This is a genomic window from Nocardioides sp. Z43_10 (genome assembly GCF_059766615.1).
Genome location: NZ_JCBAJY010000002.1, coordinates 433914 through 458989 on the forward strand (window position 1 = coordinate 433914; position 25076 = coordinate 458989).

The following is a 25076-nucleotide window of genomic DNA, read 5'->3' on the forward strand; positions in this document are numbered from 1 at the left end:
CTTCAAACTCTCATGTGACGCGACTCACTCTCCAATTCCGGAGATTGAGGGCTGTTGACTCGCGCTCGTAACGAACGACCGCGAAGATGAGTCACTCGACCTGGCGCGGGAGATCCCACGCGGGGGCACGGTCGGAGAACGGCAACGGGGGCGACATAACGGTGGACTTGCAAACCGCGACACGACAACGGAGCGTCGTGCGCCATCGTTCCGTGAAGCTGCTGCCGCTCACGGCGTTCGTCCTGGACCTCGCAGTCGTGGTCGCGGTGGTGATCGCGGCCGGGCTGGGACGCAAGCAGCTGGACGGCTTCGGCACGGCGGAGCTCAGCACCTCGCTGTGGCAGGCCGGCCCTCTGATCGTGGCGCTGTGGGTGGCGATCATCGCGGCCTTCGGTGGCTACAGCAACGCGATCTTCGGGGAGGGCACCGACGAATTCCGGCGGGTGGCCAACGCCTCCCTGTGTACCGCTGCCGGCGTCGGCATCGGGTGCTACCTGGTGAAGTTCGACCTGTCCCGTGGTTTCTACGTCCTGGCGTTCCTCCTCGGCCCGGTGGCACTACTGCTGGCTCGATGGCTGCTGCGTCGCGCACTCCACCAGGCTCGGAAGTCCGGTGCGCTGCAGCGCCGGGTGCTGATCGCAGGCACCCTGGAGCACATCGACGAGGTCGCCCACGTGCTCAACCGGGAGGACTGGCTGGGCTATCAGATCGTGGGCGCCCTGACCCCACCGCACGACCTCAGCGAGGAGACGCCCTCGGGCGTGCCGGTCCTCGGCAACGCCGGTGACGTCGCCTCGGTTGCCCTGGAAGCGGGGGCGGAGGTGCTCTTCATCGCCGGCGGGGCCCTCGGCTCGTCCGACCATCTGCGCCGGATGGCCTGGGACCTCGAGCCTCACGACGTGCAGGTCATCGTGGCTCCCAGCGTCACCGACGTGTCGCGCGAGCGGGTCAGCATGCGACCCGTCGGCGGGCTCCCCTTCATCCACGTCGAGGGACCTCGCGCGGTGCACGCCTCGCGCTGGGCCAAGCGAGTCTTCGACCTGGTCGGCTCGTCGGCGCTGATCCTCGCCTTCAGTCCCGTTCTGCTCTTCAGCGCGCTGCGCATCAAGCTGCACGACGGCGGCAGCGTGCTGTTCCGACAGACCCGGGTGGGTCGTGACGGCGTGGAGTTCGGCTGCTTCAAGTTCCGCACCATGGTCATGGACGCGGAGGCCATGGTCGCCCAGCTGCAGGAGGAGCAGGGCGAGAGCGCCCTGCTGTTCAAGATGAAGGACGACCCCCGGATCACCAAGCCGGGCCGGTGGATGCGTCGCTTCTCGATCGACGAGCTCCCGCAGCTGTTCAACGTCTTCTCCGGGGACATGAGCCTGGTCGGCCCCCGCCCCCAGGTGCCCCGCGAGGTGGCGCTCTACGAGGGGCACATGAGCCGTCGGCTCCGGGTCCGCCCCGGGATGACCGGTCTGTGGCAGGTCTCCGGCCGCAACGACCTGTCCCTGGCCGACGCGATCCGCCTCGACCTCTACTACGTCGACAACTGGTCGATGGTGCAGGACCTGTCGATCCTGGGCCGCACCCTCGGGGCCGTGGTCGGCTCCCGCGGCGCCTACTGACCCAGCAGGCCCAGCAGGTACGCCCCGTAGCCGCTCTTCACCAGCGCCTGCGCGCGCTCGGCGAGCTCGGCGTCGTCGAGGTAGCCCATCCGCCAGGCGACCTCCTCGGGGGAGCCGATCTTGGTGCCCTGGCGGCCCTCGATGGTGCGCACGAAGTTGGAGGCGTCGTTGAGGGAGTCGAAGGTGCCGGTGTCGAGCCAGGCGGTGCCGCGGGGCAGGACCTGGACCTGCAGCCGGCCGGCCTCGAGGTAGATCCGGTTGAGGTCGGTGATCTCCAGCTCGCCGCGCGCGGACGGCTTGAGGTCGCGCGCGAAGCCGACGACGTCGTTGGCGTAGAAGTACAGCCCCGGCACCGCGTAGTTGCTGCGCGGCTGGGCCGGTTTCTCCTCCAGCGACACCGCGATCCCGTCGGAGTCGAAGTCGACCACGCCGTACGCCGTGGGGTCGGCCACGTGGTAGCCGAAGATGGCCGCGCCCTCGACCTGCGAGAAGCGGCGCAGCTGGGTACCGAGCCCGGGGCCGTAGAAGATGTTGTCGCCGAGCACGAGCGCGACCTTCTCGTCGCCGATGTGCTCCTCGCCGATCAGGAACGCTTGGGCGAGCCCGTCGGGGCTGGGCTGGGTGGCGTAGCTGATCGAGATCCCGAAGCGCGAGCCGTCCCCGAGCAGCCGTACGAACCCCTCGGCCTCGTGCGGGGTGGTGATCACCAGCACGTCGCGGATCCCGGCCAGCATCAGCGTGGACAGCGGGTAGTAGATCATCGGCTTGTCGTAGACCGGCACCAGCTGCTTGCTGATGCCCTGGGTGATCGGGTGCAGTCGTGAGCCCGTGCCGCCGGCCAGGATAATTCCGCGCATAGGGTCACCCTAGGGGCCGGGCAACCGAAGATGGTCCGACACTGCAGGTAACTTCACTAGGATCTCAACTATGGATCGTCTCCTCGTCACCGGCGGCGCCGGCTTCATCGGCTCCAACTTCGTCCACCACCTCCTCGCGCACTCCGATGTCCGGGTGACCGTCCTCGACAAGCTGACCTACGCGGCGAGCCGCGAGGCGCTGGCGGGGCTGCCCGCGGACCGGGTCGAGCTGGTGGTCGGCGACATCGCCGACGCCGCCCTCCTGGAGCGGCTGACCGGTGAGCACGACGCGGTGGTCCACTTCGCCGCGGAGTCGCACAACGACAACTCCCTGCACGACCCGAGCCCGTTCGTGCAGACGAACCTGATCGGCACGTTCACGATCCTGGAGGCGGTCCGCAAGGCCGGCGTGCGCCTGCACCACATCTCCACCGACGAGGTGTACGGCGACCTCGAGCTCGACGACCCGGAGCGGTTCACCGAGGCCACGCCGTACAACCCGAGCAGCCCCTACTCCGCGACGAAGGCGGGCTCCGACCTGCTGGTGCGCGCCTGGGTGCGCAGCTTCGGAGTCCAGGCGACGATCTCCAACTGCTCCAACAACTACGGCCCCTGGCAGCACATCGAGAAGTTCATCCCGCGCCAGATCACCAACGTCATCGACGGCGGCCGCCCCAAGCTGTACGGCGCGGGGCTCAACGTGCGCGACTGGATCCACGCCGACGACCACTCCTCGGCGGTCTGGACGATCCTCAACGAGGGCAAGGTCGGCGAGACCTACCTGATCGGCGCCGACGGCGAGCAGAACAACCTCGACGTGGTCCGGATGATCCTGCGCCACTTCGGCCGCCCCGAGGACGACTTCGAGCACGTCACCGACCGCGCCGGCCACGACATGCGCTACGCCATCGACTCCACCAAGCTGCGCACCGAGCTCGGCTGGGCGCCCCGCTTCGCGGACTTCGAGACCGGACTGGCCCGCACCATCGAGTGGTACCAGGCCCACGAGGACTGGTGGCGCCCGCACAAGGACGCCGTCGAAGCCACCTACGCCGCGAAGGGCCAGTGACCCCGGTGCGCGAGCCTGTCGAGACCCCGCGCCTCGACGAGTCCCCGATCCCGGGTCTCGTCGTGCTGCGCCTGCCCGTGCACGGCGACTCCCGCGGCTGGTTCAAGGAGAACTGGCAGCGCGAGAAGATGCTCGCACTGGGCCTGCCCGACTTCGGCCCGGTGCAGAACAACATCTCCTACAACGCCCACCACGGCGCCACCCGCGGGATCCACACCGAGCCGTGGGACAAGTTCGTCTCGGTGGCCTGCGGTCGCGTGTTCGGCGCCTGGGTCGACATGCGCGAGGGCCCGTCCTTCGGCGCGACGTTCCACCTGGAGATCGACGAGAGCGTCGCGGTGTTCGTGCCGCGCGGGGTGGGCAACGCCTACCAGGCGCTCGAGGACGGCACCTCCTACACCTACCTGGTCAACGACCACTGGCGCCCGGGCACGCCGTACCCGGCGCTGCACCTCGGGGACCCGAGCGCTGCGATCCCGTGGCCGATCCCGCTGGCCGAGGCCGATCTCTCCGAGAAGGACCAGCACAACCCGACGCTGGACGCGGTGACGCCGATGCCGCCGAAACGGACACTGGTCGTCGGCGCGCACGGGCAGCTGGGCCGCGCCCTGGTCGACGCCTTCCCCGGCGCGGTGGCCGTGGACCGCGACGAGCTCGACCTGTGCGACCCCGAGGCGCTCGCCGCCTGGCCGTGGCACGAGTACGCGCTGGTGCTCAACGCCGCGGCGTACACGGCCGTCGACGCCGCGGAGACCCCCGAGGGCCGCGTCGCCGCCTGGGCGGTCAACGTGCAGGCGCCGGCCGCGCTGGCCCGGATCGCCCGCGAGCACCGGCTCACGCTGGTGCACTACTCCACTGACTACGTCTTCGACGGCACCCGCTGCGAGCACACCGAGGACGAGCCGCTCAGCCCGCTCGGCGTCTACGGCCAGACCAAGGCCGCCGGCGACGTCGCCGTCGCCCAGGCGCCGCGCCACTACATCCTGCGGACCTCCTGGGTGGTCGGCGAGGGCGCCAACTTCGTGCGCACCATGCAGTCCCTGGCCGCCAAGGGTGTCTCGCCGTCGGTGGTCGACGACCAGGTCGGCCGGCTCACCTTCACCACCGAATTGGTCCGCGCCACCCGCCACCTGCTCGACACCCAGGCGCCGTACGGCCTCTACCACGTCAGCAACGCCGGGGAGCCGACCTCGTGGGCCGACGTCGCCAAGGCGGTCTTCGAGCTCTCCGGGCGCAGCGCGGACGACGTGACGCCGATCAGCACCGAGCAGTACGGCGCGGGCAAGGACCTCGCTCCGCGCCCGCGGCACAGCGCGCTGAGCCTGGCGAAGCTCCGCGGCACCGGGTTCGAGCCGGAGGACGCCCTGGTGGCGCTGCGCCGCTACTGCGGCGGCTAGAGGATCTCGCCGGAGAGCTCGACGACGCTCAGCTCGGAGCCGCCCTCGCGGCCGTAGTCGTCGTTGAGCCGGCAGATGTCGTCCTCGCCGGTGTAGGCCCCGTGCTGGACCTCGATGATGATGAGCTCCTCGGAGTGCTCGTTGCAGATCCGGTGCGGGGCGCCGGTGGGCACGTCGACCGACTCGCCGGGGCCGGCCACGATCAGCTCGCCGTCGACGACACAGGTGGCGATCCCGAAGATCACCACCCAGTGCTCGGAGCGGTGCTGGTGGGTCTGGTAGGACAGCCGCTGCCCGGGCGTGACGTGGATGCGCTTGACCTTGTAGCCCTGGCCGTCGTCGATGACCTGCCAGGAGCCCCACGGCCGCTCGGCTGACTTCTCCCCCACGCTGCTTCCTCTCCATGACTCACCTGATCGGGCAAGGCTACCCGGGGCGGGCGAGTCTGATCAGCGAAGCGCGGTTCCGCTCAGCGTCGACGCAGCGAGCTGAGCGCGGGTCGCACGTCGGCCAGGTAGACCAGGGCGGCGATCGTGAAGGCGATCCCGAGGAACCCGATCGGCTGGAACATCAGCAGCTCGAAGACCAGACCGAGCCCGAGGATCGCCAACCAGGCGGGCTTGGTCAGCTTGCCGGCGGCGGTGTAGGCCTCGGCGGGGAACGTCATCGCGTTGATGAAGGCGAATGCCTTCACCACGATCAGCACCAGCAGCACGACGAGCATCACGGCGTTCTCGAGGGCGAACACGTTCATCACTCCTCCACCCTACGCGTCGAAGGGTCCACTGTCTGAACGTCGAGGGCCCCCGGAGTCATCCTCCGGGGGCCCTCTCTCAGAACAGCGTCAGCTGCCCGTCGTCGACGACGCTTCAGTCGCCGACCTTCTTGGCGGCGTCGCCAGCAGCCTGCGTCGCGTTGGCGACGGTCTTCTTCGCCGCAGTCGTGGTCGCCTTGGCGCTGGCCGGCGCGGACGACTTCTTCGCGGTCCGCTTGGCGGCCGTGGTGGACTTCTTGGCGGCCGTCTTGGTGGTCTTCTTGGCCTGGGTGGTGGTGGTCTTGGCCTTGGCCGTCGTGGTCTTCGCCGACGAGGCGGTGGCCTGGCTGGCCTCCTGCTTGCGGATCCGCTCGACCAGCGTCTCGCCGCGCTTCACGAGGCCGAGGTAGGTGTCGTTGACGGCCGCGACGTTGCCGTCGACGAGCGTCTGCACCCGGCGGGGCAGGCCCAGGGCGTCACCCTGCAGCTCGGCGACGCGCGCCTCGACCGCCGCCTGGCGGGCCTTGGCCTCCTTGGTGACGGCCTCGATGCGGGCGTTGACCGCGGAGGCGGCCTGCTCGCGCAGCGCCTTGGGCTCGAGTTCGAGGGAGCTGACGCTCTTCTGCACGTCGGCGAGCCGGGTCTGGGCCTCGGTGACGTAGTTGCGCACGAACTCGACGGCGATGTCGGTGACGCCCACGCCGGCGTAGAACGGACGGGTCGCCTCGGTCTTGATGTCGAACTTGGCCTTGGCCATGTCGATCTCTCCTTCAGGTGGTCCCGGCTTCGGGCCGGGGCCTAGTGGTGGGTGTCGTCGTCCCCGGCGGTCCCCGCGTTCATCGCGAGGAACGACGAGTAGACGTCGAGCAGTGACTGCTTCTGGCGCTCGGTGAGCCCCTGGTCCGCGAGGACCGCGAGCTCGACCGAGCCGGCCACGCCGTCGTCGGGGCTGACGATCCCGGCGCGGATGTAGAGCTGCTCCGCCGAGATCCGCAGGGCCTTGGCGATCTGCTGCAACACATCGGCCGAGGGCTTGCGCAGACCGCGCTCGATCTGACTCAAATAGGGGTTGGAGACGCCGGCCAGATCGGCGAGCTGCCGCAGGGAGTACTCGGCGGAGACCCGCTGCTCCCTGAGGTACTCACCGAGCGACTCGGCGGTCTTGCCTACCTTGCCCTTGACCATGTCCCCCATAGTGCTTGCTACTGCTAGCAAACGCAAGCCCCCAGCAAGCACGCCACGGCAAAACCTCAGATCCGTCCAGGCGAACCGAGCTCAGAAGCGTGCTCAGGGAGCTAGCAGGGCGCTCGGGCGGATCTCCCCGACCGGGAGCCCGCCGCCGAGCAGGATGTGCTCCCCGGTACGTCGTACGGCGGCGCCGTCCACGCCCGCCTCCCGGTCCACCCCGGCCCGGGTCAGGGCCGCGGCCATCACCACCGGCCGCGCGCGTGGCGCTCCGTCGTCGACCTTGAGCGCAAAGGCCCGACCGTCCGGCAGCGCCACCGCGTAGCTGGCCTCGGCCCCGGCCTTGCCGATCGCCCCGGGGATCGCCGCCAGCAGGCGCCGCTCGTCGCGCTCGGTCCCCGAGACCCACTTCGGGTGCGCCCGGATGGCCTCAGCGACCGGGGCGGTGCCCTGGTGGCCCAGCGCCAGCTCCCGGAAGCCGCGGGCAAGCCCGACCAGCGAGGTGGACAGCAGCGGCGCGCCGCAGCCGTCGACCGCGATGGTGTCGACCGGCTCGCCGGTGAGCTCGGCGAAGGTCTGCACGATCAGCCGCTGCAGCGGGTGATCCGGCTGCAGGTAGGTCGCGGTGTCCCAGCCGTTGACCACGCAGGTGGCCAGCATCGCGGCGTGCTTGCCCGAGCAGTTCATCAAGATCGAGGAGGGCGAGCCGCCGGCGCGGATCACCTCCTCGCGCACGCGGTCCTCGAGCGGGTAGTCCGGCGGTGTCTGCAGCGCCGACTCGTCGAGCCCCACCGACGCCAGGATCTCGCGCACCCCCTGGACGTGGAACTCCTCCCCGGAGTGCGAGGCCGCGGCGAGCGCGAGCAGGTGCGGCGGCAGGTTGAGGCCGGCGCGCACCATCGCCACGGCCTGCAGCGGCTTGTTGCACGAGCGCGGCAGCACCGGCACGTCCACGGCGCCGAGCGACCAGTCGACGCGGCCGTCACGGTCGAGCGCCACGACCGAGCCGTGGTGACGGCCCTCGACGAACCCGGAGCGGACGATCTCGGCGACGACGGTGGGGACGGAGGCTGGAGTGTGGGTGGAAATGGGGAACGCGGACATGGGCGCAGGGTAGTCAGGGGCTCTCTGGGACAATGCTCCCGTGTCGACCCCACCCGTGCCTCAGCACTGCCCGACCCTGACCGAGCTCGACGACCTGGAGCTGCTCGCCCAGGGCGCGTTGGCTCCGCTGACGGCGTTCAACGAGCCGAGCTCCCCGGTCACGCTGACCCTCCCGGACGAGGTCGCGACCCCGGCCCGCGCGGCCGGCGCCGTCGAGCTGGTCGACCCCGAGGGCCTGCCGCTGGCCCTGGTCGCGCCGCTCACCGGTCACGTCACGCCACTCACGCACGCCGCGTTCGGGCCGTTCCGTCGGTTGTACCTGTCCCCGGAGCAGACCCGCGCGGCGCACGCGGGCGCCAGGTTCGTCCCGGTCGTCGATGCGCTCACCACCAGCCAGATCGAGGAGCTGCGCGCCGTTGGTGGCCGGGTCGTGCTGCTGGCGCTGGTCGGCGCCGGCACCCCCGACCTCTCCCCCGTCGCGCTGATCCGGGCCAGCCTGCTCGCCGCCGCCCGACTGGACGACGGCCACGTCGTCGCCGTTCCGCTGGCCTCGCACGGCGACCCTGAGGTCGACCACGCACTGGGCGTCCAGGTCGTCGCCAACTACGCCGGCCCCGACCCGGTCCAGGCCCCCACTCAGCCCGCGATGGTCGACGGGGCGGCGCAGCAGCCGACCGGCGATCACTACCCCGACGACATCGCCGCCGTCGTCGCGGCCGACCGTCCGGCCCCCGACGCCCAGGGTCTCGTCCTCTTCTTCACCGGCCTGTCCGGCTCCGGCAAGTCCACGCTGGCCCGCGCGCTGATCGACCGGCTGCTCGAGCAGGGCACCCGCACCGTCACCAGCCTCGACGGCGACGTCGTACGGCGGAACCTGTCGGCCGGGCTGACCTTCTCCAAGGCCGACCGGGAGACCAACATCCGCCGGATCGGCTGGGTGGCCGCGGAGATCGCCCGGCACGGCGGGGTGGCCGTGTGCAGCCCGATCGCGCCGTTCGAGGAGACCCGCCAACAGGTCCGCGAGATGGTGGAGGACGCCGGCGGCGCCTTCTTCCTGATCCACGTCGCGACGCCGCTCGAGGAGTGCGAGCGCCGCGACCGCAAGGGGCTCTACGCGAAGGCCCGGCGCGGCGAGATCCCGGAGTTCACCGGCATCTCCTCGCCCTACGAGGAACCCGAGGACGCCGCGGTGCGCGTCGACACCACGGGACGGCCCATCGAGGACGCCGTGGACGACGTGCTGATCGCGCTGCGCGAGGCCGGGTTGCTGGACCTGCCCGTCTCGTCGGTCGATCCTGTCGTGACCCCCTGATGCTCTCGATCCTCTTCGTCTGCACCGCCAACATCTGCCGCTCCCCGTTCATGGAGCTCTACGCGCGCCAGGCCCTCGGCGCCGCGGGCCAGGTGGCGGTCTCCAGCGCCGGGACGCACGGCTTCGTGGACCACGCGATGGACGAGGTGATGGCCGCCGAGCTCACCGACCGCGGCATCGCACACGGCGACTTCCGCAGTCGCCGTCTCACCGGCGCGCTGGTCCGCGACGCCGACCTGGTGCTGACCGCCGAGCAGTCCCACCGCAGCTTCATCCTCGACGACCACGTCGCGGCCTTCCGCAAGGTGTTCACCCTCGGGCAGTTCGCCCAGACGGTCGGCAAGCTCGACCCGTCGCTGAGGGGGCGGGCCCTGCTCACCGAGGCCGGCCGGCACCGTGGCCCCGCCGACGTCGCTCTCGACGTCTCGGACCCCTACCGTCGTGGCCCCGCCGCCGCGGCCGCCAGCGCGACGCTGCTGACGGGGCTGCTCGACACGATCCTCCCGCCCCTCCTCGACCTTCCGGAGAACTGATGGACGAGCTTCTCACCACCGCAGCCCTGGCCGTTCTCGTCGTGAGCTTCGGCGTCGGCATCGTCGTCGGCCTGACCGGGATGGGCGGTGGCGCGCTGATGACGCCCGCGCTCATCTTCCTGGGGGTCTCCCCCACGGCGGCTGTGGCCAACGACCTGGTCTCCGCCTCGATCACCAAGTCGGTCGGCGCCGGCGTGCACTGGCGCAAGGGGTCCCCGGACCTCAAGCTCGCCGGGCTGCTGATCACCGGGTCGGTGCCGTTCGCGTTCGCCGGCGCCTTCATCATCGACTACTTCGGCGGCGGCCCCGAGCAGGAGGAGTTCGTCAAGACCGCGATCGGCGTGGCACTGCTGTTCACCGCCGCGACCTACACGCTGCGGATGTACCTGCAGCTGCGGATGGTGACCTCCGGCAATGAGGCGCCTGCGGAGAACCCCGAGATCAAGGTGATCCCGACGCTGCTGGTGGGCGCGGTCGGCGGCCTGCTGGTCGGGGTGACCTCGGTGGGCTCGGGCTCGCTGATCATGGTCGCGCTGCTGCTGCTCTACCCCACGCTCTCGGCGCTGCGCCTGGTCGGCACCGACCTGGTCCAGGCCGTCCCGCTGGTGCTCTCGGCGGCGATCGGGCACGTCCTGGTCAGCGGCGTCGATTGGGAGGTGCTGATCCCGCTCGTCATCGGCGGCATCCCCGGCACGTTCATCGGCGCCCGCATCGCCCACTGGGTCAGCCAGTCGGTGATCCGCCGCGGCATCGTGATCGTGCTGAGCCTCACCGGACTCAAGCTGCTCGGCGTCAGCCCGGAGGCGGTCGGCATCATCGGGGCCGGCCTGCTGCTGCTCGGCCCGCTGGCCTGGGGTTTCGTGCGCCAGACCCGGGGGCTGCCCGCCTTCGACCCCAACTCCGGCGCCTGGCGCCACCCGGAGCGCGAGCGTCCGGCGGGCGAGCGCCCGGCCGACCAGCCCGCCGGCAAGGAGTAGGCACGGCGTACCCCGCGATGCCCCAGGTCACACGCCACGGCGGCGCATTTGAGAGCGTTTCGCTGCCCTCCGCATGGCGCCGCTACGATGACGGTTGCTGTCCCAACGAGAGGTCCCCATTCAGTCATGACTGAGACGCACGCCGACTACCGGCTGAGTCAGCTCGACCAGCTGGAAGCGGAGTCGATCCACATCTTCCGTGAGGTCGCCGCAGAGTTCGAGAAGCCGGTCCTGATGTTCTCGGGCGGCAAGGACTCCATCGTGATGCTCCGCCTGGCCGAGAAGGCCTTCTACCCGGCGAAGATCCCGTTCCCGATGCTGCAGGTCGACACCGGCTACGACTTCCCCGAGGTGCTCGCCTGCCGCGACTCCTGGGTGAACCGGCTGGGCGTGCGGATGATCGTGGCCTCGGTCGAGGACGCGATCGCCAACGGCATCGTCGTCGACGACGGCAAGACCAGCCGCAACCGGCTGCAGATCGGCACCCTGCTCAACGCCATCGAGGAGGAGGGCTTCACCGCCGCCTTCGGTGGCGGGCGCCGCGACGAGGAGAAGGCCCGCGCCAAGGAGCGCGTCTACTCCCACCGCGACGAGTTCGGGCAGTGGGACCCCAAGATGCAGCGCCCCGAACTGTGGAGCCTCTACAACGGCCGCATCCACGCCGGCGAGCACATGCGGATCTTCCCGCTGTCGAACTGGACCGAGCTCGACATCTGGGCCTACATCGACCGCGAGAAGATTGAGATCCCCACGATCTACTTCTCCCACCAGCGCAGCGTCTTCGAGCGCGACGGGATGCTGCTCACCGAGAGCGAGTTCAACCCGATGCGTCCCGGCGAGACCGCCAGCGTGCGCACCGTCCGCTTCCGCACCGTCGGCGACCTGACGCTGACCGGCTGCGTGGAGAGCACCGCCTCCACAACCGCCGAGATCATCGACGAGATCGCCATCGCCCGCGTCACCGAGCGTGGCGCCACCCGGGGCGACGACCGCTTCTCCGAGGCGGCCATGGAAGACCGCAAGAAGGAAGGCTACTTCTGATGACCGCCCCCGCTCCCGAGACCGTCGCCCACGAGACCGCGGCCGCGGCCCTCAACGAGAACATGGACCTGCTGCGCTTCGCGACGGCCGGATCCGTGGACGACGGCAAGTCGACGCTGATCGGGCGGCTGCTGCTCGACTCGAAGTCGATCTTCGAGGACCAACTGGAGGCCGTCGAGGCGACCAGCCAGTCCAAGGGCTACGACTACACCGACCTGGCGCTGCTGACCGACGGTCTGCGCTCCGAGCGCGAGCAGGGCATCACCATCGACGTGGCCTACCGCTACTTCGCGACGCCCAACCGCAAGTTCATCATCGCCGACACCCCGGGCCACGTGCAGTACACCCGCAACATGGTCACCGGCGCCTCGACCGCCGACTTGGGCCTGGTGCTGGTCGACGCCCGCCAGGGCCTCACCGAGCAGTCGCGCCGCCACGCGGTGATCCTGTCGCTGCTCCGGGTCCCGCACCTGGTGCTGGCGATCAACAAGATGGACCTCGTGGACTTCTCCCAGGAGATCTACGACAAGATCCACGCCGAGTTCACCCAGTTCGCCACCAAGCTCAACATCCCCGACCTCCAGGTCATCCCGATCTCCGCGCTGCAGGGCGACAACGTCGTCAACCGCTCCGAGAAGATGGCCTGGTACTCCGGGCCCACGCTGATGCACCACCTGGAGAACGTCCACGTGGCCTCGGACCGCGACCTGATCGACGCGCGCTTCCCGGTGCAGTACGTCGTGCGCCCCAAGTCCGACGAGCACCACGACTACCGCGGCTACGGCGGCATGGTGGCCGGCGGCGTCCTCAAGCCCGGCGACGAGGTCGTCGTGCTGCCCAGCGGCATGACGTCCAAGATCGCCGGCATCGACCTGTTCAACAAGGAGGTCACCGAGGCGTTCCCGCCGATGAGCGTGACCATCCGCCTCGAGGACGACGTCGACGTCTCCCGCGGCGACATGATCGCCCGTCCGGCCAACGCTCCGAAGCCGTCGCAGGACATCGACGCGATGATCTGCTGGATGACCAACGAGCCGCTGCGTCCGCGCCAGAAGCTGGCCATCAAGCACACCACCCGCTCCGCGCGGGCGCTGGTCAAGGACGTGCAGTACCGCCTCGACGTGAACACGCTGCACCGCGACCAGGAGACCAAGGAGCTCGGCCTCAACGAGATCGGCCGCGTCCAACTCCGTACCACAGTGCCGCTACTGTGTGACCCGTACTCGAAGAACCGGACGACGGGGTCGTTCATCCTGATCGACGAGGCCACGGGGATCACGGTCGGCGCCGGGATGATCAACACCGCTGGCTAGCCCGGTGATCCGCAGGGTACCCCGCGCGCCCCTTCGGCTAGGGAAAAGTAGCGAGGCTCGACGCAGTCCCGGTGAAACCCACGTACGGCCGCGGCTGGTCGGGCCCTACCGTGCGCACCTCCGGCACGCCGTTCCGGCGGTCGCTCGACGCGCGAGGACAACCTGGATCCAGCGCTTGTCCGGTTGACCGCGTCCAAATAACTGGACGCGGTCAGCGTCATAAACATGACGTACGGCAGTAGACGAACCGTTCAGAACCGGCGCCCTGAACCATGGCGATCTAGGGCCACCTATGCAGCAAGCGCGCCCATATTGGCCGACGATCAGAGCGCGCAGACATCAGAAAATGAACTTGTTCCGCACACACTTCGTCTAAACTGCAGGCGCGAGCAGGGATGCGCTCTAGTCAGCCCCAGCCCGAGCGGATCCTCTCGTCGGCACCACTACGTGCAGCGTGTTGTTATTGATCGATGCCACGCCACCTTCCGAAGGGTTTTGAACGATGAGCAGTCTGTTCAGCGTCGGGATTCCCTTTTTGGCGCTAGATGACCATCTCCGCGAGGCGATCAGTTCTGTCCTTGTGCAGACCGACCCGGACTGGGAACTGATACTTTTCCAAGACGGCTGCCTCGCGCCCGAGGTCGAACTTCAACGACTCGCCTCGCACAATTCCCGAGTTCATTATCACTGGCGAACCAAGAATCTCGGCTTAGCGGCCACACTCAACGAGATCTCGGGACTCGCTACCGGCGAGTTTCTGGCCCGGATGGACGCGGACGACATCATGCACCCCGAACGTCTCGGCGCTCTTCGATCAGCCCTAACCACGCGAAACCTCGACGTCGTCGGCAGTCGCGCATACGTCATTGATAGCGAAACTCGCCTCCTCGGGCTGTACCGAGAAAAATCGGTCATGCCACAAACATCTGTTGGCTACCTGAGAAGCAATGCATTCACCCACCCCACGGTCGCCGGAAAGACCGAGTGGTTTCAAGCAAACCCTTATGACCCCTCGGTCATCAGGGCCGAAGACAAGGATCTGTGGTTAAGAACGCACGCGCACAGTTGCTTCGAGAAACTCGACGAGGCCCTGCTCTACTACCGAATTCCCGCGACGCTCCAGATGCGGAAGATACACTTAACCTTCCGTGACAATATTCGCGTCATCCGTGGAAGCAAGCAAGTCGTCCCATCGAGCGCGCGACGTATGCTTGCTTTCGCGAATGCTACAACTCGGTATGTACTCCAGGTTTGCTTGGCACACTCTGGCGGATCATCCAGGATAGTCAAGCGCAAGTATGTGCCATTATCTTCACTGCAGTTCGTTCAGGCCCAAGATGCCCTCCGCGTCGCTAGATCACGGGCGAGCGCATTGTGAGGCATGAGGGCGCCAGCGTTTGCGCCGTGGTAGTAACCTACGGCCAAAGGCGTAAACTGGCTGAAACGACATGCCGCGCTGCGCACAAAGCGGGAGCGCAACAAGTTGTCCTAGTCTCGAATGGACTATCTAAATTCGATTCTTTGGAACTTCAGACCGCCCTCAGAGACGTGCCCCTCAGCATGATCCGAATACCGGCTAATGCGGGAAGCGCTGGAGGCTTCCACGTCGGGATCAGGGAGGCGCTCAAGCACGGCAGTGAATGGATATGGCTGCTCGACGACGACAATGTCGTTCGGGACGACATCCTTAGCGCGCTCCTAGCAGCAAGCACAGGTCAGGCCTATCAGGCGCTCATGCCCTGTCGGCATGACGACCTCTTAGAGCGTGCGCGACGTGGGACTCCGCATCCGCCACCTGGGTCCTTCATGTACTTCGACCTGACCCATAAGCTAAGGACCATATTCAACCGCGGACTGGGCCAAAGCCTTAGTGTCGTTCCGTATGCCCCCTACGGGGGCCTTCTCTTCACATCCGCGGCTGCCATCAAGATCGGACTACCCGACCCCTCACTGGTTCTGTACGAGGACGACACCTGGTACACCGAGCGTTTCTCTACCTACGGATGCCCGATTAGGTTGGTGCAAACGCCATTCATCGAAGACATAGATCCGAAATGGTCACACAGCAGCAATTCGAACGTCAGTTCGATCGTGTTTAGTACGAGTGCTGTTCGCCAGTACTTCTCCGTAAGAAATCGAACGTCGTTCGACTGGACTCTTGCTCAGAGGGAGCGCAGTAGAGTTCGTTTTGCAGCGAACCTTGTCGCATACATTGCAATCTCTCTCGTTCGAGATTGTCGCAGTTTTAATTTAGGATCGCTCGTCCGCTTCTGCCGTGCCGTCGGACACGGCCTACAAGGTCGCCGAGGAATTCCGAGGCCGTATCGGAATGCGAATAGTCTCCACCTTCAAGAACTTCGATAGGGTCTCATGCGAAATCCCGTAGTCGCCTACCTCGTGCAGGACATTAGTCCATCCGAAACGACGAGGCCCGCCGTCTCCCTCCTGCGCGGTCTGACTCGCGCTAGGACTCTGGCCGCGATCCTGTTTCGTCTATCCCAGATCGCGGGCGCACGGTCCGCCTTCGTGGGTGACGCGGTCAAGCAGCTGAACCAGTTCCTGACCGGGGCGGACCTAGCATGGCGTGCTGTCGTCGGGGCAGGATTGACCCTCTATCATCCTCAGGGTGTTGTCATAGGGCAGGGCGTCGTCATTGGAAATCGGTGTTCCCTGCAACAGGGAGTAACCCTCGGTGTGCCAACGCCAAGCGACGACCCGGCAGCGCAGTCGCCGACCATCGGTGACGATGTTCTTTTGGGCGCCGGTGCCAAAGTGTTCGGCTCGCTGACATTAGGCGATCGGACCATAGTCGGCGCCAATGCAGTGTGTACGAAGAGTTCGCCCGCGGACACTGTTCTGGTAGGAGTCCCGGCTCGTCCGATGCGCCGAGGCCAGGGTGAACACTGAGTCCCGACACGGCACCGCTTGGATGTTCTTGTCCTTCGCGGCTTCCTTTGCACTGCAGGCAGCCTATTTCGTTTCCCTTGCACGTCTGCTGGGTGCCAACCCTTTCGGCACCTTCTCTGCCGCGCTCGCAATCTGCACCGTTGTCGGGTGCCTGGGGGGGGTTGGGGCCGGCAATGTCGCACTCCTAAAGACATCTCGGAATCCATTTGTCGCACGTTCTGCGTACCGAAGTGCCATAATTCTCAACATCATAACTTTTCCGCCAGCTCTTATACTGGTATGGCTTTTGCTCGCTGGCTCTCAGGGCCCGTGGTGGTTGCCCGTGGTGATGTGCTGGACAGAGGTGGTCTGCGTTCGTGTTATCGACACCTCCATGCAGGTACGCCAAGGAATCGGCAAACTTCGAGATGCGGCGGTGCTCAACTTTCTGCTGAGCGCATCCAAACTTGTGGCTTGCCTCATTAGCCTCTTGATTGGCGCATCTTTCCAGCAATGGCTGGTCAGTTACGGGCTGGCAATGAGTCTCTTGGCCGGGGGCGCTATTTGGGCCTCCCTGCGCGGCACCCCAAGGGAGCGCCACCCGTCGGCACTGGGCAGCACGGCAGCCTCCGGTCTTCCTTTCGCTTTCGGAATGACTTCGAGATCGTTACACATGGACTCTGACAAGTACTTGCTTGCCCAGTTCGTTGACCCTTCGGCAGCTGGCCACTACGCCGTGGCATCGAAGGTCATTGCGATGGCATATATCCCTATCCAAGCCATCGCATACTCGGCGAATCGAAGCATGTTCCGAGCGGGTGAATCTGGACTCCACAACGCATGGTCCGCAAGTAGGGGGATCTTTTTACAAGCGTTGATCCTGGCCGCGTTCGGCTCAGTCGTAGCGTTTGTCGCTGCTCCTGCACTTCCGCTCCTTTTGGGTGATGACTTCGCCGATTCAGTGGCCCTACTACGCCTCCTGGCGCCTGTACTGATTTTTCAGGCTGCGTACTCGGTACTCGGGGATGTACTCATGGGTGCTGGTCGTCAATGGGCACGGTCTGGACTCCAGTTCGCCATCGGCATTTTGGCAGTCTCGTTAAATCTCGCTGTCATCCCCAAGAACGGAGTCGCCGGCGCAGGCGTGGTGGCAGTCACTGGAGGTGTCTTGCTAGCACTCTCGATGGCAGCTCTCCTGTGGGTAGGGCTGCGGCGGCGACCCGGTCCGCTAGTCCAGGCACCGGATAGCACAAGCATGGTCAGCGACCCCAAGTAGGGATCTAATCTCGGCTTTGTGGGCCGAGAAGTCCGATTCGGCGCCCGGCAAGTAAGGGTCGGCGTTCAACTCCTGGATTCCTGGCCGAGGAGTAAGTTCCCAACATTTTACCGACGCCAAGGGTGGACAGACGCCGACGTGAGTGACCCTCGCCGTGCTGGCGCAAAGGCGGTGTCCCTAGCGGAATCGCATAGGGAGCGTGTCGCCCCCCGTTGCATGGCGAAAGTTCTGAATCAATGCCCGGCCGACGAAGTAGGCCAGCACAGCGATGGCGCCCTGGCTCTGCGTTTTACCGGCTCATCCCAATCGAGGGTGTAGGAGTCGTGGTCTGAACCCGCCGGTCTCGAGCAGTGCCCTGGCGATGTAGTTGGTCAGGTTGCGGAAACCGAGGGCTGATCCGCGGAGGTGTTCGAGCCGGCCGTTGATCGCCTCGGTGGGGCCGTTCGATGAGCCAGGTCGGTCGAAGTAGGCCAGGACGTCGACGGCGCGCTTGGTCAGCGTCTTGCCCAGCGTGGTGACCTCGACGAGCGCCTTCGGGACACCGGTGCTGACCGAAGCAATGAGCTTCTCCATCAGTGCGCGCCCCAGGACGCGGTCGGGCTCGCGGTAAGCGCCGATCATCCGCTGATAGATGCCCCAGGTCGCCTCGACCTCGACATGGCCGTCGGTGGCGAACAGGTCGCTCAACCGGTGCCGCTGCTTGTCGGTCAGCAGGGCGGCGCCGGTGTGCAGCGTGCGGCGCGACTTGTACAGCGGGTCATTCTTGCGGCCCCGGTGGCCGTGCAGGTTCTGCTGGACCCGCCTGCGGCAGCGGTCCAGGGCATCGCCAGCTAGACGGACGACGTGGAAGGGATCCATCACCGTCACCGCGTCGGGTAGTTCCTCGGTGGCGGCGCTCTTGAAGCCGGTGAACCCGTCCATCGCGACCACCTCCACACCGTCGCGCCAGGCCTGCGGGCGGGCCGCGAGCCAGGTCTTGAACGCCTGCTTCGAGCGACCCTCGACCATGTCCAGCAACCGGGCCGGACCGGTGCCGTCACGGATCGGCGTCAGGTCGATGATCACCGTGACGTACTTGTCGCCGCGCCTGGTGTGACGCCACACGTGCTCATCGACGCCGAGGACCCTGACGCCATCGAAGCGAGCGGGATCCTCGATCAGCACCCGTCTGCCTTCGGCCAGGACGGCGTCGTTCGCGGTGTCCCACGCGACCCCGAGGCCGTCGGCGACGCGGGCAACGGTGAGGTGCTGCACCACGATCGCCTCGAGTGCCCACCGCAGCCCGCGGCGAGAGAGCTTCGCTCGCGGTTCGGCGGCCCGGGTGGTGTCTTGGCGCCACACGTGCCCGCAGTCGGCGCACCGGTAGCGACGGATCGTCACGACCAGCGTGGTCGGACGCCAGCCGAGTGGTTCGTGGGCCAAGATCCGGGTCACGGTGTCGCGTGGGCGCCCTTCGCAGCCGCAGCGTCGGCACCACTGATCAGGTTCGAGAACCCGACACGCGAGGACGGCTCGATCGGGCTCGAGGCGCTGGCCGATCACGACGAGGCCGAGCTCGTCGAGGCGGCAGAACTTGGTCACGTCGGGGCAGGCGAAGGTAGCGTCAGGCACGTCGAGGTCTTCCAGATGGCGAGCGTGAGAACTTCCATCTTGTGGAGACCTCGACCCCTATCCGGGCACTGACGCGCCGACCACCCCGGATAAGGCCGCTACACCCTCAACTGGGATGAGCCGTTTTACCCAGCGTGGCGACCCCGGCGAGCACCCTCGGCACAGCGGTACTGATCGCAGCAACCAGCTTGTCCATCTGTGCGCGCCCCAGGACCCGGGCAGGCTCGTGCTGAAGGCCGATCATGTGTTGGTAGGTGCTCCACGTTGCCTCGACCTCGACCGGGACTGCTGAACGATCAGGGGACTTCTGACTAGGCTGCCTGATCGGCGGCCTTGTTCATGATGCGTTCGAACCTGATGTGGCTCAATCGTCCGAGCCGTTCTTGGCGTCGGCGACGGTGGTAGGTCCGCTCGATCCAGGTCACGATCGCGATGCGGAGTTCCTCGCGGGTGGCCCGTCGATCCCGGTTCAGGGCGTTCTTCTGGAGCAGCGCGAAGAAGCTCTCCATGGCCGCGTTGTCGCCGGCTGAGCCGACCTGGCCCATCGATCCGATGAGCTGATGGCACCACAGTTCCTGCTGAAACTCCCGCGCACGAAAATTGCGACCAGCGGTCCGAATGCAGCGTGCACCCGGCAAAGCTTGGCGAACGCAGCTTCAGAGTGGACGCGCTCGGGGTTGTCGCCGAAGACGATGAGCACCTCGGCCCCGGTGTCGGCGCCGATGCCGAGGCCTTCGCGCAGGGTTGGTGCGTGGGACCGGGTGAGGTCGTCGAGGATGGTGTCGTGCTCGCGGATCTCGGCGTCGAGCGCCTGGTAGCGCTTCGCGAGTGTCCGTAGGGAGTGCTTCACGCTGGCGGTCGGCGAGGTCACCGCATCCGGTCGCAGTGATGCGCATCTGTCGATGAGGATCTTGTCGGAGGTTCCGGCGAGGTGCTCGCGCAGGTCTGCAGGGCGGTGACGATGAGCGCCTTGAGTGGGGTGGTCTCCAAGTCCTAGTGCAACGCCTCGATGTTGGAGGTGCTTGTGGCGCGTGGTGTGGAGGTCCCGGCTGGGACGCGGGAGCGGTTGTGGCGGTTGTTCAAAGATGGCGTGGAGCTGCGCGAGGCTGCTGAGTCGATCGGTGTGTCGTACGCCGTGGCGCGGCGCTGGCTCGCAGGGTTGGGTGGCTTGATGCCACCACCTCCGCGAGCCGGCCGGACCGGGTGTTCCTATCGGCGTTTGACCTCTCAGGAGCGAGAGACGATCGGGTTGATGCTGGCCGCTGGGGCCAGCATCGCCCGGATCGCCGAGGTGACTCGATCGCGGCTCGAAGGCCCGGCTCGGCGGCCACGCGGAGACCGCGTGGTCGCGCTCGAGCCGCTCTCGGGCTCGGCTGTGTGCCAGGTCGGCGTCGTAGCCCTCCACGTCGTGCGCGGCGGTGTTGCGCCGCAGCTCGCGGCTGATCGTTGACGCAGACCTACCGAGTCGTCGAGCGATCTCCCGCAGTGACAGCCCTTGACGACGCAACGTGGCGATCCGCTGGCGTTCGATCAGTGTCAACGCTCCCCGAATGTTGGGCCGGTTCTGCTCTTTGAAAGTTAGGCCACTTCGGTGTTGGTCATTGTGCCGTGTTCTCGGCTCGTGCTGAGGGAAGTGTCGCGATCCCGGTGTCTTTGAGCCGGTAGGAGCTGCCTTTCAGGGTGAGGACGTCGGCGTGGTGGACGATGCGGTCGATCATGGCTGCGGCGACGACCTGGTCGCCGAACACGTCGCCCCATCGGGCGAAGGGCAGGTTGCTGGTCAGGATCAGTGAGGCGTGTTCGTAGCGTGAGGACACGAGCTGGAAGAAGAGGTTCGCGGCGTCTTGCTCGAAGGGGATGTAGCCGACCTCGTCGACGATGATCAGCCCGTAGCGGCGTAGCCGGGCGAGTTCGTTGCTGAGTCGTCCGGCGGCGTGTGCTTCTTGGAGTCGGGTGACCCAGTCGGTGGCTGTCGCGAACAGCACTCGGTGTCCGGCGTGGGCGGCCTTGATCCCTAGTCCGATGGCCAGGTGGGTCTTTCCGGTGCCGGGCGGGCCGAGGAGCACCAGGTTCTGGGCGGCGTCGATGAACGTTGCGGTGCCTAGGTGGGCCACGACGTCGCGCTTGAGCGCGGGCTGGTGCTCGAGGTTGAAGTCCTCGAGTGACTTGCGCCCGGGGAAGCCTGCGGCGCGGATGCGGTGCTCGGCGCCGGCCGCGTCGCGCGCCGACACCTCACGCGACAGCACCGCAGCCAGGTACTCCTCATGGGTCCAGGACGCTTCGCGGGCTTGATCGGCCAGTCGGGTGGCGGCTTCGCGGATCCGGGGTGCTTTCAACGCCCGGGACAGGTACTCGATCTGCTTGACCGACTCGGTTGCCGGGCTGGCGGTAGTGGTCGTGGGCATCAGGCCACCTCGCCGTCGGTGTCGTCGAGTCCTGTGTGGGTGGGCAGGTCGACACCGAAGGCGGTGTCGTAGTCGGCCAGGTCACGCAGCAGGTCACCACTGGTCGGGGCCGCGGGACGCCCGTAGGCCTCACGCAACCGGCGAGCGGTGTCCACGTGGTCGGGGGCGGTGATGGTGACCGCGGTGCCCCAGCTGCGGGCGTGGTTGGCTACCAGCTGGTCTTGGCAGGTGACCTGGACGGTGGACAGGTCGGCATGGACCTCGACCATCCGTCCGATCACACTCGGGTCGACGGAGTAGTCGTTGCCAGCGACACGGACGTAGTAGTCGCGTGGCAGCCGGACCCGGGTGCGGACCCCGGTCACCGGGGGCATCGGGGGCATCGGGGGCATCGGGGGCAGCGCCAGCATCGCGGCCTTGTCGATGGCGACCAGTTCGGCAGGGCGACCGCTGAGTCGCCGCACGGTGCGGGCGTTGGCGACCGGGAGCCAGGCGGCGAGTTGGGTGTTGAAGTCCGCTGGGCTGGTGAAGGTCCGGCCGGGCAGGAACGAGGTTTCCAGGTAGCCGTTGGCGCGTTCCACGATGCCCTTGGACTCAGGGTCGAACGGTTTGAGCTGCACGATCCGGGTGGCCAGGGTGCCGCAGAACCCGGCCACTCCTTCGGCGTAGCTGTTGCGCCGCCCGATGCCTGCCTCGTTGTCCCAGATCAGTCGGTGCGGGACCGCGCCCAGCTGGTTCGACAGCAGCTCCCACATGCCGGCCAGCAGGTCGCCGGTGGTGCGCGTGGGCAGCATGGTCGCGGTGATGAACCGGGAGTAGGACGACACGATCACCAGCACCGGTGGGGCACCGGTCTGTCCTGGTCCAAGCGGGATCGTGACCGGTGGGAACCACAGGTCGCACTGGGCCTGGTCGCCAGGGCGATACTCCAACCGGTCCGCCGGGTCACGGGGCGCGTAGTCGACGCGCAGCACCGCGATCCGGTTGCGGAACCACGACGCTGACCCCTGCCAGCCGACCCGCTCGGCCAGCACCGAGGCCGGCATGGTCGGGAACTCCTTCAACAGCTCCCGCACCCGCGGCTCGTAGGCGTCGAATGCCGAGGCCGCCTTCGGTCGGACGTAACGCGGCGGGGACGTCGAGTTCACCGCCCTTGTGACCGTGTCCCGCGCGATCCCCAGGTGCTTGGCTATCGCCCGGATCGACATCTGCTCCTGCGCGTGCAGACGCCGGATCTCAGCCCAGTCCTCCACTGTCATCACCCAATCCATCGTGGTCGGGTGGCCTACTTTTCGAGGAGCGCTACTGGCCTAGTTTTCGGGGAGCGTCGACAATCAGCGACAGATATCGCTCTGAGCGCTGTCCCTCAGGCTGTCGCCGCGGAGGGAGCCCACCCAGCTCCGCGCGCCACCGGTAGCCGGTCTTTCGTCCGATCCCGACGAGTTTGCACGCCTCCACGGTGCCCACGCCCGTAAGAATCAGCTGCCAGTACTCGTCCTCAATGCCCAATCGCCGCTTACGGCCTCGTCGCGCCATCTCCACGCCCATCTCCCAGCAGGAGAGTGTTGCGACGTGAGGTAGAACCCGCCCGGCAAAGGGGGTCAGTTTTCGCTAGGCGTTGACATGAGTGCCGAGACGATCTGCTAGTCGCTGTTCGTGCAGGCCCGCGGGTCACTCAAACGCGAGCTCACCGTGTCGACGACGCTAGAGTTCAGGCAAGTTCGACGCTCGAAAAGTGAACGGTGTGGGCAGCCTAGTTCGGCTGGTTGTCGGCAGTCTCGCGGATGCTGGGCAGGGTGTCGATGCCGCGGTTGCGTAGCCGGTACGAGGCGCCTTTCAGGGTGAGGACGTCGGCGTGGTGCACGACGCGGTCGATCATCGCGGCGGCGACGACCTGGTCGCCGAAGACGCCTCCCCAGCCGCTGAACGGCAGGTTGCTGGTCAGGATCAACGAGGCGTGCTCATAGCGGCTGCTGACCAACTGGAAGAAGAGGTTCGCGGCGTCTTGCTCGAACGGGAGATAGCCAACCTCGTCGACGATGATCAGCCCGTAGCGCCGCAACCGTGCCAGTTCGTTCGGGAGCTTGCCGGCGCGGTGTGCTTCGGTGAGCCTGGTGACCCACTCTGTCGCGGTCGCGAACAGCACCCGGTGGCCGTGGTTCACTGCCGCGATCCCAAGGCCGGTGGCCAGATGGGTTTTGCCGGTGCCGGGCGGTCCCAGCAGGACGACGTTGCGTCCCTCGCTTAGGAACCCGCCGGATGCGAGTGCGGCGACCTGCTGCCGCACGCCCGGTTGGGCGTCCCAGTCGAACTCATCGATCGTCTTGCGGGAACCGAACCCCGCGGCCCGGATCCGCAGCTGGGCACCCGATGCGTTGCGGGCTGCGACCTCACTATCCAGCACTGCGGCAAGGTATTCCTGGTGGCTCCAGCCGGCGACACGTGCGTGGTCCCCAAGGCGGGCAGCGGACTCGATGATCCGTGGCGCTTTCATCGCTGATGACAGGTAAGTCAGTTGCTTGAGCGCCTCGGTCGTGGCGCTCTTCTTGCCTCTGCTGCTGGTCATCACGCCACCTCACCGCTCAGGCCGAAGGCTCGGTCGTAGTCGGCCAGGTCCCGCACCAACCCCGCATCCGGGTCGCTCACGGGGCGGGAACGCTGGAACTTCTCACGCAGCACCTTCGCTGTCGCGACGTGTGCTGGGTCGGTGATGGTCATGCCGCGTGCCCAGACCCGCTCGTGCTTGGCGACAAGGTGTCCTTCGTGGCGGATCTGGACCCGCTCAAGGTCGGCATGGACATCGACGAAGCGGCCGATCATGGCCGGATCAACGGAATAGTCCGATGAGTCGACGCGGACGTAGTAGTCCCGTCCCAGGCGCACCCGGTTGATCCACCCGACCGTCGGCGGCATCGGGGGAAGCGGGAGCATCGCGGCCCGATCGGCGTCGCGTCGCTCGACGGGTTTGGCCTTGATGGTGCGCACCCCCCCCCGGCTGTTCGCCATGCTCAGCCAGGCGGCGAGCTGAGCGTTGAAGTCAGCCGGTGACGCGAAGGACCCGTCGGGCATGAAGGACGTCTCGTAGTAGCCGTTGCGGCGTTCCACCACACCCTTTGACTCGGGGTCGTAGGGCTTCAGTCGCTGCACGGTCGTGGCCAGGACGCCCGCAAACGCAGCGACGCCCTCAGCGTGCCGCTTACCGCGCCCGATGCCGGACTCGTTGTCCCAAATCAGCCGGTGTGCCGCGTGGGGATCATCCGAGCGACCATGTAGCGCGAGTGCGCGGCGGTGATCACCATGACCGGCAGCAGCGTCTTCGTCCCGTCCTCGAGCGGGATCTTCTTGGGCGGGAACCACAGGTCGCATTGCGCCGCATCCCCTGGCAGCCACACGAGGCGATCGGCCGGGTCGACTGGCCGCAGCTGCGGCCGCAGCCGGCGGACGTTGTCGCGGAACCACGTGATCGACCCGGTCCAGCCGACCCGCTCGGCGATCACCGTTGCCGGCATGTCTAGGGTGTCCTTCAACAACTGCCGCACCAGCGGCTCGAACGGTGCGAACGACGTCGGTGCCGCCGCGCGCTCGTACTTCGGTGGCCATCGGACGCCAGCGCCTTGATCACGGTCGTGCGTGAGATCCCCAGCCTGCTGGCGATCTGCGTCTTCGGAACGCCCTCGCCGGCAAGCCGACGGATCAACGCCCAGTCCTCCACAGTGATCACTCTCCGATCGAGGTGAGTGTTCACT

Annotated in this window: 25 protein-coding genes and 2 pseudogenes; 14 read left to right on the plus strand and 13 right to left on the minus strand. The window is 67.1% G+C overall.

Annotated elements, in window-relative coordinates:
* Positions 1–212 precede the first annotated feature (212 nt).
* Entirely contained in the window at positions 213–1610 is a 1398-nt protein-coding gene (locus AC6EI4_RS05325; protein ID WP_498450798.1) for a sugar transferase, read from the plus strand.
* Here the strand turns inward: AC6EI4_RS05325 and rfbA are convergent.
* The gene (gene rfbA / locus AC6EI4_RS05330; protein ID WP_498450799.1) at positions 1604–2467 is read right to left on the minus strand and encodes a glucose-1-phosphate thymidylyltransferase RfbA; all 864 of its coding nucleotides are present in this window, start codon (positions 2465–2467) and stop codon (positions 1604–1606) included. The genes AC6EI4_RS05325 and rfbA overlap by 7 nt on opposite strands.
* A 70-nt stretch (positions 2468–2537) precedes the next feature.
* Here rfbA and rfbB point away from each other — a divergent pair, with 70 nt between their 5' ends.
* Together rfbB and AC6EI4_RS05340 are read left to right on the plus strand one after the other, a co-directional pair.
* The gene (gene rfbB / locus AC6EI4_RS05335) at positions 2538–3536 is read left to right on the plus strand and encodes a dTDP-glucose 4,6-dehydratase (protein ID WP_498450800.1); all 999 of its coding nucleotides are present in this window, start codon (positions 2538–2540) and stop codon (positions 3534–3536) included.
* Positions 3537–3541: 5 nt separating this feature from the next.
* Positions 3542–4933, plus strand: coding sequence for a sugar nucleotide-binding protein (locus AC6EI4_RS05340; RefSeq protein ID WP_498450801.1), 1392 nt, complete (start codon positions 3542–3544; stop codon positions 4931–4933).
* Here the strand turns inward: AC6EI4_RS05340 and AC6EI4_RS05345 are convergent.
* The 5 genes from AC6EI4_RS05345 to AC6EI4_RS05365 form a co-directional block, all read right to left on the minus strand.
* Positions 4930–5322 (minus strand): phosphomannose isomerase type II C-terminal cupin domain, encoded by a 393-nt coding sequence (locus tag AC6EI4_RS05345; RefSeq protein ID WP_498450802.1) that lies wholly within the window; start codon positions 5320–5322, stop codon positions 4930–4932. The genes AC6EI4_RS05340 and AC6EI4_RS05345 overlap by 4 nt on opposite strands.
* An 80-nt stretch (positions 5323–5402) precedes the next feature.
* Positions 5403–5687: a DUF2516 family protein gene (locus tag AC6EI4_RS05350; RefSeq protein WP_498450803.1), complete on the minus strand. Its 285-nt coding sequence runs from the start codon at positions 5685–5687 to the stop codon at positions 5403–5405.
* Positions 5688–5802: 115 nt separating this feature from the next.
* Positions 5803–6444, minus strand: a complete 642-nt coding sequence (locus AC6EI4_RS05355; RefSeq protein WP_498450804.1) for a hypothetical protein — start codon at positions 6442–6444, stop codon at positions 5803–5805.
* 41 nt (positions 6445–6485) lie between these two features.
* Positions 6486–6872, minus strand: coding sequence for a helix-turn-helix domain-containing protein (locus AC6EI4_RS05360; protein WP_498424193.1), 387 nt, complete (start codon positions 6870–6872; stop codon positions 6486–6488).
* Between the two features lie 102 nt (positions 6873–6974).
* Entirely contained in the window at positions 6975–7976 is a 1002-nt protein-coding gene (locus AC6EI4_RS05365) for an asparaginase (RefSeq protein ID WP_498450805.1), read from the minus strand.
* A gap of 40 nt (positions 7977–8016) precedes the next feature.
* Between AC6EI4_RS05365 and cysC the strand changes: the two genes are divergently transcribed.
* From cysC to AC6EI4_RS05410, 9 genes are all read left to right on the plus strand, one after another.
* Positions 8017–9288: an adenylyl-sulfate kinase gene (cysC, locus tag AC6EI4_RS05370; RefSeq protein ID WP_498450806.1), complete on the plus strand. Its 1272-nt coding sequence runs from the start codon at positions 8017–8019 to the stop codon at positions 9286–9288.
* Entirely contained in the window at positions 9288–9821 is a 534-nt protein-coding gene (locus AC6EI4_RS05375) for an arsenate reductase/protein-tyrosine-phosphatase family protein (RefSeq protein ID WP_498450807.1), read from the plus strand. The genes cysC and AC6EI4_RS05375 overlap by 1 nt, the downstream gene beginning before the upstream one ends.
* Positions 9821–10798 (plus strand): sulfite exporter TauE/SafE family protein, encoded by a 978-nt coding sequence (locus tag AC6EI4_RS05380; protein WP_498424198.1) that lies wholly within the window; start codon positions 9821–9823, stop codon positions 10796–10798. Before AC6EI4_RS05375 ends, AC6EI4_RS05380 begins: the two co-directional genes overlap by 1 nt.
* A 126-nt stretch (positions 10799–10924) precedes the next feature.
* A complete protein-coding gene (gene cysD / locus AC6EI4_RS05385; RefSeq protein ID WP_498424200.1) occupies positions 10925–11839 on the plus strand; it encodes a sulfate adenylyltransferase subunit CysD in 915 nt (304 codons plus the stop codon).
* 62 nt (positions 11840–11901) lie between these two features.
* Complete coding sequence (locus tag AC6EI4_RS05390; RefSeq protein WP_498450893.1) at positions 11902–13152, plus strand: sulfate adenylyltransferase subunit 1; 1251 nt, start codon at positions 11902–11904, stop codon at positions 13150–13152.
* A 502-nt stretch (positions 13153–13654) separates the two neighbouring features.
* A complete protein-coding gene (locus AC6EI4_RS05395; protein WP_498450808.1) occupies positions 13655–14530 on the plus strand; it encodes a glycosyltransferase in 876 nt (291 codons plus the stop codon).
* Positions 14531–14556: 26 nt separating this feature from the next.
* Positions 14557–15516, plus strand: a complete 960-nt coding sequence (locus AC6EI4_RS05400; RefSeq protein WP_498450809.1) for a glycosyltransferase — start codon at positions 14557–14559, stop codon at positions 15514–15516.
* A 6-nt stretch (positions 15517–15522) separates the two neighbouring features.
* Positions 15523–16059: a serine O-acetyltransferase gene (locus AC6EI4_RS05405; RefSeq protein WP_498450810.1), complete on the plus strand. Its 537-nt coding sequence runs from the start codon at positions 15523–15525 to the stop codon at positions 16057–16059.
* Positions 16049–17314 carry a lipopolysaccharide biosynthesis protein gene (locus AC6EI4_RS05410; RefSeq protein ID WP_498450811.1) on the plus strand — a complete coding sequence of 422 codons (1266 nt, stop codon included), beginning with the start codon at positions 16049–16051 and terminating at the stop codon, positions 17312–17314. The genes AC6EI4_RS05405 and AC6EI4_RS05410 overlap by 11 nt, the downstream gene beginning before the upstream one ends.
* A 297-nt stretch (positions 17315–17611) precedes the next feature.
* Here AC6EI4_RS05410 and AC6EI4_RS05415 read toward each other — a convergent pair whose 3' ends face one another.
* The gene (locus AC6EI4_RS05415; RefSeq protein WP_498450812.1) at positions 17612–18925 is read right to left on the minus strand and encodes an ISL3 family transposase; all 1314 of its coding nucleotides are present in this window, start codon (positions 18923–18925) and stop codon (positions 17612–17614) included.
* A gap of 311 nt (positions 18926–19236) precedes the next feature.
* Complete coding sequence (locus AC6EI4_RS05420; protein WP_498450813.1) at positions 19237–19470, minus strand: hypothetical protein; 234 nt, start codon at positions 19468–19470, stop codon at positions 19237–19239.
* A gap of 80 nt (positions 19471–19550) precedes the next feature.
* Here AC6EI4_RS05420 and AC6EI4_RS05425 point away from each other — a divergent pair, with 80 nt between their 5' ends.
* Both AC6EI4_RS05425 and AC6EI4_RS05430 read left to right on the plus strand, forming a co-directional pair.
* The gene (locus AC6EI4_RS05425; RefSeq protein ID WP_498450814.1) at positions 19551–19763 is read left to right on the plus strand and encodes a hypothetical protein; all 213 of its coding nucleotides are present in this window, start codon (positions 19551–19553) and stop codon (positions 19761–19763) included.
* A 333-nt stretch (positions 19764–20096) separates the two neighbouring features.
* Positions 20097–20375 (plus strand): helix-turn-helix domain-containing protein, encoded by a 279-nt coding sequence (locus AC6EI4_RS05430; RefSeq protein ID WP_498450894.1) that lies wholly within the window; start codon positions 20097–20099, stop codon positions 20373–20375.
* Here AC6EI4_RS05430 and AC6EI4_RS05435 read toward each other — a convergent pair.
* The 5 genes and pseudogenes from AC6EI4_RS05435 to AC6EI4_RS05455 all read right to left on the minus strand — a co-directional run.
* A pseudogene (locus AC6EI4_RS05435) lies at positions 20358–20465 on the minus strand (helix-turn-helix domain-containing protein); the annotation flags it as partial. The gene AC6EI4_RS05430 and the pseudogene AC6EI4_RS05435 sit on opposite strands and share 18 nt — an antisense overlap.
* Positions 20466–20523: 58 nt before the next feature.
* Complete coding sequence (istB, locus tag AC6EI4_RS05440) at positions 20524–21330, minus strand: IS21-like element helper ATPase IstB (protein ID WP_498425444.1); 807 nt, start codon at positions 21328–21330, stop codon at positions 20524–20526.
* Entirely contained in the window at positions 21330–22592 is a 1263-nt protein-coding gene (istA, locus tag AC6EI4_RS05445; RefSeq protein WP_498450815.1) for an IS21 family transposase, read from the minus strand. Before istA ends, istB (AC6EI4_RS05440) begins: the two co-directional genes overlap by 1 nt.
* A 491-nt stretch (positions 22593–23083) precedes the next feature.
* Positions 23084–23896 carry an IS21-like element helper ATPase IstB gene (gene istB / locus AC6EI4_RS05450; RefSeq protein ID WP_498450816.1) on the minus strand — a complete coding sequence of 271 codons (813 nt, stop codon included), beginning with the start codon at positions 23894–23896 and terminating at the stop codon, positions 23084–23086.
* Positions 23896–25051: pseudogene (locus AC6EI4_RS05455) on the minus strand (IS21/IS408/IS1162 family transposase). Before AC6EI4_RS05455 ends, istB (AC6EI4_RS05450) begins: the two are co-directional and overlap by 1 nt.
* Between the last annotated feature and the right edge of the window lie 25 nt (positions 25052–25076).

What these genes read in the sequence shown, in the direction of transcription:
- AC6EI4_RS05420 (WP_498450813.1), bottom strand. Translation starts at nt 19,470, where the DNA reads ATGGGCCAGGTCGGCTCAGCCGGCGACAACGCGGCCATGGAGAGCTTC.
- rfbB (WP_498450800.1), top strand. Translation starts at nt 2,538, where the DNA reads ATGGATCGTCTCCTCGTCACCGGCGGCGCCGGCTTCATCGGCTCCAAC.
- AC6EI4_RS05365 (WP_498450805.1), bottom strand. Translation starts at nt 7,976, where the DNA reads ATGTCCGCGTTCCCCATTTCCACCCACACTCCAGCCTCCGTCCCCACC.
- rfbA (WP_498450799.1), bottom strand. Translation starts at nt 2,467, where the DNA reads ATGCGCGGAATTATCCTGGCCGGCGGCACGGGCTCACGACTGCACCCG.
- AC6EI4_RS05375 (WP_498450807.1), top strand. Translation starts at nt 9,288, where the DNA reads ATGCTCTCGATCCTCTTCGTCTGCACCGCCAACATCTGCCGCTCCCCG.
- AC6EI4_RS05355 (WP_498450804.1), bottom strand. Translation starts at nt 6,444, where the DNA reads ATGGCCAAGGCCAAGTTCGACATCAAGACCGAGGCGACCCGTCCGTTC.
- istB (WP_498425444.1), bottom strand. Translation starts at nt 21,330, where the DNA reads ATGCCCACGACCACTACCGCCAGCCCGGCAACCGAGTCGGTCAAGCAG.
- istB (WP_498450816.1), bottom strand. Translation starts at nt 23,896, where the DNA reads ATGACCAGCAGCAGAGGCAAGAAGAGCGCCACGACCGAGGCGCTCAAG.
- AC6EI4_RS05405 (WP_498450810.1), top strand. Translation starts at nt 15,523, where the DNA reads ATGCGAAATCCCGTAGTCGCCTACCTCGTGCAGGACATTAGTCCATCC.
- AC6EI4_RS05395 (WP_498450808.1), top strand. Translation starts at nt 13,655, where the DNA reads ATGAGCAGTCTGTTCAGCGTCGGGATTCCCTTTTTGGCGCTAGATGAC.
- cysD (WP_498424200.1), top strand. Translation starts at nt 10,925, where the DNA reads ATGACTGAGACGCACGCCGACTACCGGCTGAGTCAGCTCGACCAGCTG.
- AC6EI4_RS05350 (WP_498450803.1), bottom strand. Translation starts at nt 5,687, where the DNA reads ATGAACGTGTTCGCCCTCGAGAACGCCGTGATGCTCGTCGTGCTGCTG.
- AC6EI4_RS05390 (WP_498450893.1), top strand. Translation starts at nt 11,902, where the DNA reads ATGGACCTGCTGCGCTTCGCGACGGCCGGATCCGTGGACGACGGCAAG.
- AC6EI4_RS05430 (WP_498450894.1), top strand. Translation starts at nt 20,097, where the DNA reads ATGCCACCACCTCCGCGAGCCGGCCGGACCGGGTGTTCCTATCGGCGT.
- AC6EI4_RS05380 (WP_498424198.1), top strand. Translation starts at nt 9,821, where the DNA reads ATGGACGAGCTTCTCACCACCGCAGCCCTGGCCGTTCTCGTCGTGAGC.
- AC6EI4_RS05360 (WP_498424193.1), bottom strand. Translation starts at nt 6,872, where the DNA reads ATGGTCAAGGGCAAGGTAGGCAAGACCGCCGAGTCGCTCGGTGAGTAC.